General features: G+C 48.0%; 6 protein-coding genes. 2 read left to right on the top strand and 4 right to left on the bottom strand.

Translation table 11 applies throughout. The features are described 5' to 3' along the window. The first annotated feature begins 278 nt into the window (after nt 1-278). Complete coding sequence (locus ACQKPA_RS15205; RefSeq protein ID WP_427493455.1) at nt 279-2,438, top strand: serine hydrolase domain-containing protein; 2,160 nt, start codon at nt 279-281, stop codon at nt 2,436-2,438. A gap of 201 nt (nt 2,439-2,639) precedes the next feature. Here the strand turns inward: ACQKPA_RS15205 and ACQKPA_RS15200 are convergent, their stop codons facing one another. The 4 genes from ACQKPA_RS15200 to ACQKPA_RS15185 all read right to left on the bottom strand — a co-directional run bounded on the left by ACQKPA_RS15200 (nt 2,640) and on the right by ACQKPA_RS15185 (nt 12,795). Beyond that, nucleotides 2,640-3,335 carry an MIP/aquaporin family protein gene (locus tag ACQKPA_RS15200; protein WP_427493454.1) on the bottom strand — a complete coding sequence of 232 codons (696 nt, stop codon included), beginning with the start codon at nt 3,333-3,335 and terminating at the stop codon, nt 2,640-2,642. Nucleotides 3,336-3,588: 253 nt separating this feature from the next. Beyond that, entirely contained in the window at nt 3,589-7,008 is a 3,420-nt protein-coding gene (locus ACQKPA_RS15195; RefSeq protein ID WP_427493453.1) for an S-layer homology domain-containing protein, read from the bottom strand. 274 nt (nt 7,009-7,282) lie between these two features. Further along, nucleotides 7,283-8,788 (bottom strand): dienelactone hydrolase family protein, encoded by a 1,506-nt coding sequence (locus tag ACQKPA_RS15190; RefSeq protein WP_427493452.1) that lies wholly within the window; start codon nt 8,786-8,788, stop codon nt 7,283-7,285. Between the two features lie 227 nt (nt 8,789-9,015). Next, complete coding sequence (locus ACQKPA_RS15185; RefSeq protein ID WP_427493451.1) at nt 9,016-12,795, bottom strand: isopeptide-forming domain-containing fimbrial protein; 3,780 nt, start codon at nt 12,793-12,795, stop codon at nt 9,016-9,018. A gap of 1,101 nt (nt 12,796-13,896) precedes the next feature. On the opposite strand from ACQKPA_RS15185, the gene ACQKPA_RS15180 reads away from it, so the two are divergent. After that, a complete protein-coding gene (locus ACQKPA_RS15180) occupies nt 13,897-14,520 on the top strand; it encodes a class D sortase (protein ID WP_427493450.1) in 624 nt (207 codons plus the stop codon). Nucleotides 14,521-14,676 lie beyond the last annotated feature (156 nt).

Below are 14,676 nucleotides of genomic sequence, written 5' to 3'. Positions count from 1 at the left end.
CTGCTTGTATGTATTTGCAAACCAATTTCCAAATAATTCAGACCTATCATGCACCATAACATCTCGATCCGTCAAGCAATGGAGGAGGTTGATAGAACTTGGCTGCAGCCAGCACGTCACATGAACCGTTGACACTTTGTCATACGGGATATGTGACAGGTCCAGGTATGATGTCATCCAAAGCTTGGCGGTTTTATCACTGTCCGAATTAACAACTTCGGAGGTAGGGTGAAGGAGTGAAGCAACACAACATTCCAAAAACATAGGAGCGATGCATTATGAAATCATTCACCACGCAAAAAGGAGCTGTGCTTACTTTAACTGCCATGTTGGCGGGTACACTGGTATTCCCCGCTTATGGAACAGTACATGCGGCAGTTAAGACACCAACCCAACAAGCAATCGATAAAGCTGCCAATGCCGACCATATTCCGGGCGTTATTGTCACCGTAAAGAAAGGAACGGCGAGCTGGTCATATGCCTCCGGTGAAGCGAATATCGAAAGGAACCATAAGGTAGACGCCGACTCCGCTTTCCGGATCGGAAGTACAACGAAGACGTTTGTTGCTACGGTTGCCTTGCAGCTTGCCGGCGAAAAGAAGCTAAGTCTCGATGATACGGTGGAGAAATGGCTTCCGGGATTTCTGCACGGCAATGGGTATGACGGAAGTAAGATTAAGATTCGCCAATTGTTGAATCATACAAGCGGGCTTCCAGACTATTTGACTCCCGAGCTCAGGACTCAATTACTTGCAAATCCAGGCAATACTTATACAGCCGAACAGTTGATTGCCCGCGCCTTGGAGCTAAAGCCTGTAACAGGCTGGTCGTATTCAAACACGAATACGGTTATTATGGGGCTCATTATCCAGAAGGTCACCGGGGAAACGTATACGGAGCAGATTAAGAAAAGAATTATTGAACCGCTTCAACTTAAAGAAACGTTCCTCCCCGGCAGCTCGGCGGATATTGCGAAAAAAAATGCTCGCGGCTACCTGAACACAGGGGATCAATTAGTGGATATTACCACACTGAACCCCTCGTTTACGAATGCCGCCGGGGAAATGATCTCGACCGGGGAAGATATGACCACGTTTTTCCGCGCCTTATTGGGCGGAAAGCTGCTGCCAACGGAGATGCTGAAGGAAATGTTGACCAGCACAGCCGACTCCCCTCTTGGAAAGTATGGACTTGGCATACACCAAACAAAGCTGCAGGACGGAACCATTGTATGGGGACATGGCGGCGGCATTCCCGGATTTACCAACTTTGCAGGCGGAACCGAAGGCGGCCAACATACCATTTCAATCAATATCAATGTACTGGGCGATGCGGATAAATATATCCCTGATATTTTAGCGTCGGAATTCGCAGTAGAAGCCAAAAAGGAACTCACGGAGGAGGAAAAGAAAAGCAAGCGAAGGGAAGAAGTCAAACACGTCATGGATCAGGTGGTAACCAATAAACAAGTCCCAAGTGTGGTGGGAGGCGGGCTAAAAGACGGGAAACGTTGGTCATATGCCACCGGTACAGCCAGTTACGAGGTACCAGGCCCCGTAGAGCCGGATTTTTCATTCCGGATTGGGAGCATTACGAAGACGTTCACCGCTGCCGTTGTATTGCAGTTGGCTGAGGAGAAACAATTAAGCCTAGATGATTCGGTCGAACAATGGCTGCCGGGGGTCGTAAAGGGTAACGGGTATGACGGGAACCAAATTACGATTCGTCAGTTGTTGAACCATACAAGCGGGATTGCGAGTTATACAGATGATGATATGCGAGACATGACCTTGCCTCAAAATCCATTCCGTTATTATTCCGTTGACGAACTCCTCCACTTGGCACTTGCCAAGCCGCCTGTATATGCGCCAGGGAAAGGCTGGAACTATTCCAACACTAATACATTGCTAGCCGGTCAAATTATTCAGAAGGTCACCGGAGATACTTATGCGGAGCAGATCAGGAAACGGTTCATCGAGCCGCTCGGGCTGACGGATACATTCGTTATGGAAAACAGCTCCTATATACCAGGTAAGCATGCCAGAGGATATAATATGGACAGATCGGGTCATATGTATGATTTGACTGAAATGAATCAATCATGGGCAAATGCTGCCGGTGACATGGTTTCAACAGTCAAGGATCTGACCACCTTCTTCAGTGCGCTGCTGGGCGGCGAGCTTCTGAATCAAGAGATGATGGACCAGATGTTCACGGCAGTAGATTCACCTATCGGTAAATTCGGCCTAGGGATTTATGAAGGAAAAACATCGGACGGGCAATCCTATTGGGGGCATGCCGGCGGAACTTTCGGATTTGAGACGAGAGCCTTCGGACCTGTGGGCGGGAAGCATATTTTGGTGACAGCCATCAACTCGGTAGCTCCGAAAGTCGCGGAGGCACACGATAAAATATTCAATAAGGAGTTTGGACGTTAAGTTAAAAGCCGACATCGCGCCCTTTATTCGAGGGCCGATGCCGGCTTTCTTGTCGTGTTGCCGTCTATTCATGGAATTGGGAACGCATGGTCCTGCAAACAGAATAACGACATCCAAATAGATACCTGACATGAACACGATCGCCATGAACAACGGAACCGGAGGGGCGCCTTGCAAAGGCACCATTTATGGTTAACGATGTTACACTTGTTTCCCCTTAGGCTTGCTGTTCAGCAGCTGGTATACAACAACGGCCAGCGCTGAGCCGGCAAGCGGAGCGATAAGAAACACCCACACTTGAGATAAGGCTTGCCCCCCAAGCAAAAGTGCCGGTCCCAGACTTCTTGCAGGGTTAACGGATGTTCCCGTTAAGGCTATGCCTAAAATATGTACAAAAGCGAGTGTCAGTCCGATCACAAGGCCGGTTACATTTCCGTTGCTCTCCGTAGAGGTTACGCCCAGAATCGTATAAATAAATACGAAGGTTAAAATGATTTCGACAACGAATGCCATAGCGGTTGAAATCCCGATCCCGTACCCAGGGCCGAAACCATTCTGACCGAGCCCCGTCGTGGGCATGCCCGCGGAGACAATGATGGCGTAAAGAATAGCGGCGCCCGCAATCGCACCGGCGATTTGCGAAATAACGTACCCGATGAAGTCGGTACCCGTTAGCTTACGTCTAATTAGCATGGCAAGTGAAACCGCCGGATTGATATGACATCCTGAAATCGGGCCGATGGCGTAGGCCATCGCCACGATAGACAGCCCGAATGCCAATGCGATTCCCAAATAACCGAGCTCTCCTCCCGCCGTAGTGGCACTGCCGCAGCCGAACAGAACCAGCACCAAGGTTCCAATGAATTCGGCAGCGTATTTTTTGAATGACGCGTTCATAATCTACCTCCTAAATAATTTAAAATCGATTCTCATTATAAATGAGGCAAATAGACAAAAACTGAACATAGAGCTTCGCGGAGTGGACATTTTCCGAGAATGACCGAACCGGAGATCATTATCCAAAGCAATCAGAATTCACTCAATCTGTGAGATCGAGATCCAGATGTCAAATGATCGAACAAAAATGACCCGCAAGAGATCACTTTTTTCAAAGTGCTTCTTAACGGGTCATTGACTCATACTTATGGATCTAATCGATGAAATGGGTAACTTTCAGCAGACGCTCCATCAAGGCTACCGTTTCAGCCCGCGTCATCGTGGATTTCGGAGTCAAGCCCTTATCTCCGCTTCCTTGGACAATATCTGTTGACAGCAAGGTTGCTACGGAAGGTTGGGCCCATCTGGCTACTTGGGTCGCATCTTCATACCCTGCGAGCAGTTTGCTAATTTCTGCTTCACTAATAGCATGGCCTGGTTTGATCAATTGATAACCTCGAGCGATCATCGCCATTCCTTCTTCTCTTGTAATCGTTTGGTTACCACGGAATGCGCCGTCGCTATAACCGAGCACGATGCCGAATTCACTGGCAATCGAGATCGCATTGCGGTACCAGGCAGTTGCCGTAACATCGTCAAATGTTGTTTTTGGCTCTTCCTGACGCATCAGTCCAAGACCCAATACAACGATTTCTGCAAACTCAGCCCGAGTCACATTTCGATTTGGAGCGAACGTATTGCCACCATTTCCTTGGAGATCAAGGCGAGCAGAGATATTGTTCACTTCCGTTTGAGCCCAGTGCGTTCTCACATCATCGAAATCCTGCGGATTCCAGATAACCGAGTACGAACCACTGCTGCGCAAATCATGAATCTGCGCGTAGTAACGATCCCCGATCTTAGTAACTACAGTTGGCAGATGATATACCGAGCCATCCGGATTGACCACCACGCCTGTTGTAATTCGATTCGGGTCGATGCCTTCCGGCAAAGCGATATATTTCGGAGCGTATCCGTTCAATTGCCCGGATTTTACGGTTTTACCGTTTTGGCTAAAAGTCATTTCCAGGTCGACCGGATCAACCAGCAGCTGGTAGCCTGCCGATGTTGCTTTATTCTTGGCATTGTTTCTCAAAGTCTCCGAGGAGCGCTTAATATCGATATGAACAGCGATATCGTTGAGTGCCGCATTTCCCAGCTGCCCGGACACTGAATTCAAGTCCAATTGCTTGCTAGGTACCGGGAAGATAGCTAACGGATTCCCGATGTCAAGGCTTGCTCCCTTATCAGCTAACAAACGAATGTCCGCAGCCGTTAAACCATCAACCTCCATATTTCCCTCATTCGGAGATTGAATGGACAGCTTCTGACCTGTTCCATTCGCTAATATGTCTCCCAGCTTATCTCTGTTTACTTGCACAGAAGTTTGCTTGTTACCTTCAGAAGTGGTGGTTGTCTTCCCTGTGGCAAACCCACCGTTGTTACCGTTCACGGACGTATTCACGCCAGAGTCTACTGAAGGTGATGGAGTCGTAGGCGGCGTTGAAGGAGTAGTGCTGCCTCCACCGTTGTCTCCATTATTATTGTTATTGTCATTGGAACCTCTGGTGATGGTTAACGTATATTCCGTTACATTACCCTGGGAATCCGTTACCTTCACAACAATCGTATTGGTGCCGAATGCTAACGGCAATTCATCACTTTCAGAGCCGTTAGGAATTCCTTGCCATACCCCGCCATTAAGCGAGATTTCGATCGTGGCGTTCGGGTCATAAGTCGCCAGCGTTACGGTTGTATTGTAAACATCTTGGGTTACCGAAGCCTGATAATCGGTTATTCCTCCATTAAAAGCCGGAGAGATCGCAATCGGTGTTCCATCCCCACGCTTTAACTCAAGACCTGATAGCTGTGATTCGTCTGTTGCGTCTACCGTAACGTTCTTGGTGTCCGTGGACACTTTGCCATGTTTCTCTGCCGTTACATTGACTGTATATTTTCCGTCTTTTAAGTCCTCGGACGGAGTGAAGCTCCAATTTCCATTGCTGTCTACGTCCACTTCGCGGGACTCAACTACCTTACCGCTCTCATCTGTCAATTCAACGATGACCTTTGCATCCTTATCAGCGACACCTTTGAACTCCGGTTTGGTCACGTTGACTTTTTCACCGCTTGGTTCAGTAATTTGTACATTCGGCTTTGTCGTATCGACTGTCACATTTTTCTTTTCCGAGCTTGTCTTGCCGTCCTTTTCAGCAGTCACTTCAACGACATAGTCGCCATCAGGCAGCTCTTGGTCAGGCGCAAAGCTCCATGTACCATCCGGATTCATTTGGACTTGAGGAGTACCGATAAGCTTGCCGTCTTTATCATAAACAGCTGCGGTGACGGTTGCACCTTTAACAACTTCACCTTTGAATTCAGGCTTGGCCACATAAACCGTATCGCCGCTCGGTTCTGTGATTGTAACCCGGGGCTTCAGCTGCTCTTGCGCCTCTTTCAGCGCTTCCAGGGCTGCGTCTACCTCGCCTTGGGTTTTACTTTGATTTTTAAGGACCGTATTGGCAGCTTCCAAAGCTTTTTCAAATTCAAGCCATTCGGTCTCAGCATAGTCTTCTTCTTTTAATTGATCAGCTGCCGCTTTTGCTTTTGTAAGCTCGGTAACATTTACAAAAGAAAGGGTCTTCTCGGCGCTGATTACAACATTGTTGTCGTCTGGCATGCCGCCGTACTCAATAATGTATCCTGTTACTGAAGCATTGGGAGAGTAATCGTTCCACTTACCAGCTTTATTTCCGGGACCAAAAATATGCGCAACGAATTCTGTTCCACCGGAGTCATTTGGCTCGCCAGCATCCCAGTTGGTATGCATATTATTTACCGGCTTTCCTGTGAGGCCACTCTTTATATAGCCTTGGTAAAACCTCAGGCCTTTCCCATTGTCCTCCAAACCTTCCGGCCCCGTAACCCAGCGCCAGTCACCAGTTACTATCTGATCGCTTTGGCTATTTCTCTCAATATCTTTTGCACCAATCCAACCGATACCTAATGTCTTTTCCTGTACAAAGGTATTTTCTTCTGGACTTGTAATCGTTACGAGGTACCCTTTACGTCCAAAATATTCACTGTTCTCGGCCTCGTCCTTTGCTGCAGCCCAAGTAATTGAGGTGCCTTTATTCAAATATTTATAAAAATGTCCATTAACTTCATAAGGAAGGGCATCGCCGAGCGTAAATTTGATGGTTCTTTCTGTTGTTACGCTGGAGGTTGTTGAAAAGGTAACGCTAGACAATACCTTTTTGTAGTCTTCAACTGAAGCAGCACCGGTCAATGTCAGGATACCATTAGCAGGATTATAAGTTCCTGTTATTCCGTTTGCTGCAGGAACCTCCAATGTATCCCCAGCTACGAAATTTTCAATAACCACTGTTGCAGCATTCAAGTTTTTCGTGTAGACAGAATCTTGAACGGTAACTCCTGAATCTACAATAACCGGGGGAGTCGTTTTTCCGTCAATCAGATCATAACTGGTGTTACCGTTAGATGTGGTGATTAAAGCCTCCTGCGGTTCAGCAGCACTCACTACATTGGGAGCTAGTCCTGCCGGTAAACCACCAATGACCAGGATACTGCTCAGGAATAACGCTGCCTGTTTTTTCTTAAAAAGCTTGATCAAATTTCCCATCCTCTCTTTTCTGATCTCTAACCTTATTAAAGGAATTAATAGTCTTTTTACTTGGTTGTTATTTTTCCTCCATAAGGTAGGGTTGAATTTGATGGAAATTGTATCACGCAGATCTCTACAAGAACTCTACATGGGCTGTTGCATTTTGCATGAATTGCTCACATAAATGAAAATCCGGACGAATGATGGGAGGGGAAGGCGGTTGTTAAAAGCTAAACCCATAAAGAAACGCCCTCCGTTATATGAAGAGCGTTTCTCTTTCAATCTATTCTCCTTGAAAAACCGAGTTCGGATACTTCACTTCCGGATAGTCCTCCGTGGGACCGGCCAGAAGCTTACTCTCGATTCCGCGTAAATGCTGGTTGAAAAACTCCAAAACATAGCGATTGACGATTTCTGCGCCCCTTTCTCCATTCATGCTTCCGGTCATGCCAGTCAGTCCGATAAGCGGAGAGTACAGCTGGAGATCAGTGAAGTTATAATGTCCGGCTCCTTCAATGTAAATGGTCCGTCCATACCCTTGCTGCGATAAACGATCCATCAGCTTCAGTTCCAATTCCCGATTCGCCAGAATGGTGTCGAATTGTTCTCGCGTTAACCGGAGCTCCTTGAGCTCAGCATCCGTGGCCGGAGTTTTGCGGTACTTGGCCTGCTGCTCGTTCACATTCATAAAATCTTCGGATTCCATGAACATAAACGGTTTCTTCATGTCGTCCCGGTTCTTCGTGATGAACAACGTGCCATCCATATTCACGCCGGCCTTGATTCGCGGGTTGGAATAAACGGCTTCAAAAGCTGCTGCTCCACCGAAGGAATGACCCAACATGCCGATGTTGTCCATATCTATCATTCCTTCGAATTTGCTGGTGATGGCGCCTGAATGCAGCTTCTCTAACTGATCCACAATGAATGCTGTATCCTTGTTCCACACATCTAAAATGGCGCGGCTGTCCTCAAATAATCGCTCCTGAGACTGCTCCGTAAGGAATCCGGTCACGTGCCCGTCCGGAAAAGCGGTCATAACGGTACTATAAGTATGATCGACGGCGAATACGATATAGCCGTGACTGGCAAGATGTTCAGCCTGAGACGTATGCAAAATTCTGCCGACCCCCATGCCGTGTGACAGCAGCACCACCGGATACGGATGGTTCGCGGGATGCAGATCGGCATTGATAGATGCGTTGGCCCGGCTGTATTTCCAGTAGTCGAGGGCAGGAGCGGGAAGGCCTAGATATCCGGAATAAGCTTGCATATAGGCTTGGAAGAGCCCTCTGTCTTTAGGGAACACCGAATTTTTCTCGGCGCTCCGTCCAGATTCCGCAGCAGGGTACCATACCTGAACGACCAGCTCTCGCTTGTCGCCCTTCTGCTCGGTAAACGTTTCTTCTCGGTCGGCATCGATAAAATGGAACGTTTCCGTTCCCACACTGAACTCGCCTGAAGGCTTTGGTAAATGAAAGACCGGCAGCAATATCGATAAGGCAACGGATACGCCCAGCAAAACAACAGATAGGGCCAATATCGTGTAACGCAGCGGTTTTCCGACATTTCTGCGCCTGAATAAAACAAAGGCGAGGAGCAAAGCGGCGACGATATAGGCCGGAATCATCTGCCACCTATACCCCTCAAACAACAGTTGCGCGCCCAACAGTAAACCGCAAGAAATGCCGGCTATAACGCTAACCTTCCGGTTGATTGTGTTACGGAACAGTAAGACCATCAGCACCAAAACGGAGGATGCCACCAACAACATTTCCAATACTCGCATACGTTCTCTCCCTTGTTGCTCCAATTTCTTCTATAGTAACGGATCAAGGTTAAAACGAGCGGACGGTTCTGGTTAAAAATGGTTTAAATTTGGTGTTGCTGCTCCGCTTATAAGCATTGAGGAGGGGAGAGCGGTGACAGATCAGAATGGTGGGCTAACTCAAGAGATCGGGAAATAAAAAAACTACCCCTCAAGTATGGTGCACTTGAGGAGTAGTTATTGTTAGTCTATACTTTTCTTCTTCTCAACAAAAGTAATCCTGCAAGCAGGAGGATACTTCCCGCTAACATGTAGCTATACATATTCGTAGCCGTATCAGGTAATTTAGGTCCATTCTCCGTTGCTTCCGGTTTTCCGGATTCAGCCGGATCTCGTGGATTCGAGTCCGATACACCCAGTGTTGAATCGTTATGATCGTCCGGTGTTTGTGCCCCGGTGTTCGAATCCCCGTCGGAATCTCCATTCGAGTTCCCATTTGAATCTACGTCCGAGTCATCGTTCGAATTTCCGTTCGGGTCTTCATTCGAATCTCCGTCGGAATCTCCCGTTCCACCCGGGTTCGAATTGTTATCGTCCTCATCGTCCGATACTACGATGGCATCCGACGGCTTCTCTGATCTTGCCACGTTATCTCCTGTGACCTCACCGATGTTTTCGATCATTTTACCGGCTTGTCCCGCCTTGACGGTTGCCTTGAACTCGATCGTATGCCATTCGGTGTCTGTAATCCGTCCAAAGTTCCCGCTGACTTTGCCGCCAACATATTGGCCTTTGTCGCCATCCGTGTTATCGGTGACGGAGACGCCGTCCACCTTCAGGCTGCCTGATACATACGCCAGCCCTTCTGGAAGGATGTCAGCAATTACGAGGTTTGATACATGGCTGCCGGAAATGGTATTCCGCGCGGAAATCGTATACTCCATCGTATCGCTGACCGCGATGCTTCCGCCATTGATATCCCGTGACGTCTTCCGTGACTCGAGGACTGGGGAAGGCGGAGTCGGTGGTGTTACAGGCGGTGTGACTGGTGGATCCGGATCTACCGGTGGATTCACTGGAGGCGTGACCGGCGGATTGACAGGTGGGTCCACCGGCGGCGTGCCGCCGTCCACAATCACAATCTCTTCCGTTGGCCGGCTCGGCTCGTCGATGTTGTCCCCGGTAATTTCGCCGGTATTTCGGATCGATTGACCTGCGCTGGCTACGATCTTCGCCCGGAACTCCAGCGTATGCCATTTCGTATCCCATACATCCCCGACATTTCCGACAACCTGACCTGAATCATAATGGCCTTTGTCGCTATCCTTGTCATCGGTAACCGAAACGCCATCTACCTTCAAGCTGCCCGGAATATATTCCAGACCGGCCGGCAGCGTATCCGATATGATCAGGTTGGACATATACGTATCGTCCAGCACCGTTCTTGTCCGGATCGTATAGGTAACCGTATCCCCGACTTCGAACGTCTGCTTGCCCGCTTCAAGGTTCGCTGCAGACTTCTCCGAAACGACGACCGGGTTGCGCGGATAGACCTTGACTTCGGTTTCCGGCATGCTTGGAACGTCGAAATTGTCGCCGCTGACGTTGGCAATATTTCGAATATCCTTACCGGCTTGACCGGATTGGATGATCGCATGGAATTGAAGCTCATGCCAATCTTCGTCCCATATATCGCCGAATCCGCCGTACACGGAGCGGGTCACCACATGGCCTTCATCGTCGCCTTCAGCATCGGAGACGGATTTGCCGTCCACGGTTAAGGTGTCCGGTAAGTATTCCAGTCCTTCCGGCAGGGTATCCGTAATCTTCAAATTCGAGATATACGCATCCTGCGTCACCGTTCTTGCCCGAATGGTGTACACAACCGTATCCCCGACTTCAAAATTGGCTTTGCCCGCGTCCAGGTTCTCTGCGATTTTCTCCGATTCTACAACCGGATGGCGCGGATAAACCTTAACTTCTTCCTCGGACTTGCTCGGCGTGCTCACATTCTCGCCGCCAACAACAGCGATATTGCGAATATTCTTGCCAGCTTGTCCAGATTCGATGACTGCGTCGAATTCAAGCGTATGCCACTCGGTATCCGTGATGTCCCCCACCAAGCCGATCACTTGACCATCGGTGTAAAAACCGCCGTCTTGATCGCCTTCGTCATCGGTGACGGAAACACCGTCTACCTTCAGGCTGCCAGGTACATATTGCAGTCCAGCCGGTAGATCGTCAGAGATAACCAAACTGCTGACAAAGCTGTTAAGGGCTGTATTCCGTGCCTGAATCGTGTACCGCAGCGTATCGCCTGGTTCGGGATTGCTAGGGTCCGTGTTTCCAGCGGCCTTCGTTTGAAGGATTGCTTTTTTGTTGGACTCCAGAACAGGAGGATTGAAACGGACCGGTGTTGTGGTTTCGTTCGATTCCTTTTGTTCCGTATTGCCTGTCAATAAGTTTTCGTAACTGATTTGAGCTTTGTTTTTAATTTGCTGATTGGCGGCACTCGCTAAAACCTTGACTTTAAATTGCACAGTAACGCCATCTGCCAATTGGCTCGTATTGGCCAAGTCGCCTAGCTGAATGCTGACCTGGCTGCCGTCAAAGCGGCCTTCGTCGGTATCGTCCGCATCCGTCAGGTCCTTGGTGGACGAGCCTTGGATCAATTTCATGGAACCAGGGACATACTCTGTTCCTGTCGGAATCAGATCCGTCACGCTTGTATCGGCGGCGATGTCTCCGCCTTCGTTCTTGATTTGAATCTCGTAGGTTACTTCATCGCCGGCATTCACTTCTTGTGGAGATGCGGTCTTGTTGGCCGTCACGCATGGTGCCGTTCCAAGGAAGATATCGTCGATGAAGTTGCCTGCTCCGATACTTCCGCTTGCTGTACTCACCGCCTCAAAGCCGAAGCGAGTAACCTTTTGTCCTGCAGGGACCGTGTAAGTACCCGTATAGGTTCCCCAAGCGGTGTTACCATCCGTCATTTGTCGTTGGACTACGGTATCGTAAGGGTTAGCTGTTGCTGCTCCAATACGAAGCTGCATTGTATCTACCCCTTGCCGCCCCATATGTGATAGGCGCCAATAAATGGTTTGTCCAGGGGTTGTCTTCACATCCTGATAGAGCATCCCGTTTTCAAAAGCATTTAATTCCGCCCATTTGTCGCCATCCGGGGGAGCTGGCCAGTTCTTGACAACTGAAGGAATATTTTGTTCCCAGTCCCATAACTCAATGACCGGATAACCGTTAGCATCATCCGTGGTCTTCCACCCGGGTACTTCAGATTCATAGTAGTAGAGTCCGGATCCATTAACAGCAGAACCTTTGACAGCGCCTTGCTCAAAACTGCCGTTAATCATCGCTACCGGAGCCGGGCACACATTGGCTTCGCTGCCTATTGAGGTACTCACTTCATTTGTAGCTGCTTCTTCTGATTTGTTTGTCAATAGGTTTTCATATTTGATAATAGCCTGGTTTGTCGTGACGACGCCTCCATACCCAGACAATACCTTAACTTTGAATTGAATGGTTTTCCCTTGAGGCAATTGGGTGGCATTCGGCACATCGCCCAAATCGATCACGATCATATCCTTGCTGCTATCATAGTGAGAATCGTCGACCGGTTGGCCGTCCACCAGAATGGAGCCAGGAACAAATTCGGTTCCGACAGGAATGCTGTCCTCGAAAACTGCATTTGCTGCAGTGTCGCCGCCGTTGTTCTTAACGGTTACTTCGTATGTTAATACTTGATCGGCAGATACTTCTCCCTCTGGAGAAACCGTTTTGTCAGCGACGACGCAAGGTTCTGTTCCCAGGAAAATATCATCAATGAAGTTACCACCGGTAATATTTCCGTTAGCAGACGATATGGCTTCAAATCCAAATCGTGTTACCGTTTGGCCAGCCGGAACGGTATAAGATCCCGAATAGTATTTCCATGCGTCTTTATCGGTTGACATTGTTTGAACACTCGGAAGATCTCCCGGAGCCGTGTTGCCTGAACCAATATTTACAGACATGGTGTCTACTCCGAATCTACCTTTATGAGCTAGGCGCCAATAAATGGTTTGTTCAGGAGTAGTCTCAACATCCTGAAATAACGTTGCATTCTCCCAACTATTTATTTCTGCAAACTGCTGACCATGAATTACCTCATGTTTGTTTCCATTAGGAGAACCAGGTGGGATTTGATCCATTAAGCTCTTAACAAAAATGTCAAATCGCCCTGTTGAGTCGGTTGTCTGCCATCCCGGCACATTCTCATCCTGTGGATATGTATACCCCGGGCCCGTAGGCGTTTTTGGATCACCAGGCGTATATGCCGGCTCCTCAAAGCTGCCATTGATCAGCGCTACTGGCTCTGGGCACGCGGCTAGAGGAGTAATCCCGGACGTAGCCCTCAATGCGGCATCATTGGATTCCGTGTTCTCGGCTCCTGCAGCATGAGCCGGTAATGTTAATACAGGCTGTAACCCGCTTAGAATAACTAATAGAATTGAAAATTTAATGAAAATCCGCTTTAATACCTTTGATCTTGCCGAGCGGGCTGAGTGCAATTTGTCTCCCTCCAATCGTTATGTTTTCGGATCACCGGAGCATTAGTGCGATATGCTCATCTCCTGTTTCCGGCACCACTCCTTTTCACCTCCAAATTTATACAATTTATCGTCAAGTATAAGCTAGCAACCATTTATCGACAATATTCCCGTGGTACCATATATAACCAGCAAAAATTGGACGTTTGGCCCATACCATTATTCGACAAAAAACTACAAACCCTGCTCATAAACCGACTGTTTTATGGCAGGGCTGTTATCTAAAATTTTGATTAATATTTCGCTGGAATTGCATAGCGACGTAGGATCAGCGGTAGGGCTTTTTGCAAACCCAATAATGGCTCAAGAGAAGCAAAAATATAAACCAGAGGGTCTGTTTCTACTAAATGGATATATTACTTTTGGCTTATTGTGGAAGGCGAATATGGTATTACGCTGGATTTTAAGGTTAAGAAACAGTAAGATATGATTGTAAAAATATAGTTAATCAAAGGACATTTGTTGCTATTCTTTTAAACCGGTAAACATCGATTGATATATTTGAGCGAATGGGAAGGAGAGAATATGCGGAGAATAATAGGAGCATTATTGCTGCTCGTTGGTGCAGGTTTCCTGACTTTCGCTGGCATTCAATATGTCGAACATCAGGCAAACTTGAAGGAAGCTATGGCGGAAGCAAGCGATCTGATTCGCCAGTCAAACACAACAGTTGATTCGAATGAACAACGTGCGGATCCTGTATCCTATCGTGATCACCTAATCGACAAATCCAAGTTTGATCCGAAACCGAACGATGTGATTGGAATGCTTGAGATTCCCAAGCTGGAAGCTGAACTTCCGATCATTGAAGGCACGGAGGAAGAGATGCTTGAGAGAGGAGTCGGACATTACAGCGGCACCGCATTTCCCATGGAAGATGAGCAAATCCTGCTGTCTGGACATCGGGACACGGTGTTTCGAGATTTCGACAAGTTGTCGGTAGGGGATCATTTTATCGTAAAATTGCCTTATGGTAACTTTGAATACGAGATTAGAAACACGGCTATCGTAGATAAAGACGATACAACGGTTATTCGTTCAATGGGAACCGAGGTATTAGTTGTTTCGACCTGTTATCCGTTTCGTTATTTGGGAAATGCGCCAGAGCGTTATATTTTCTATGCTTACCCGGTTGGTGATCATGGATAGATTGGGACACAGACTGATCACTTCCCTTGTAGATGCGTACTCCTTCTTACTCTACAAAAACAACGCAGCTTATGAGGCTGCGTTGTTTTAGCATCTAGAGACTGAAGTAATAATGACTGATAAAGACCTCCGACTTAAAGCCAAGTGGTATCTCCT

The organism is Paenibacillus sp. NPDC093718, from assembly GCF_050279985.1.
In the GTDB taxonomy this organism is placed as follows: Bacteria; Bacillota; Bacilli; order Paenibacillales; family Paenibacillaceae; genus Paenibacillus_AQ.
This window is presented reverse-complemented; position numbering and strand designations above follow the sequence as displayed.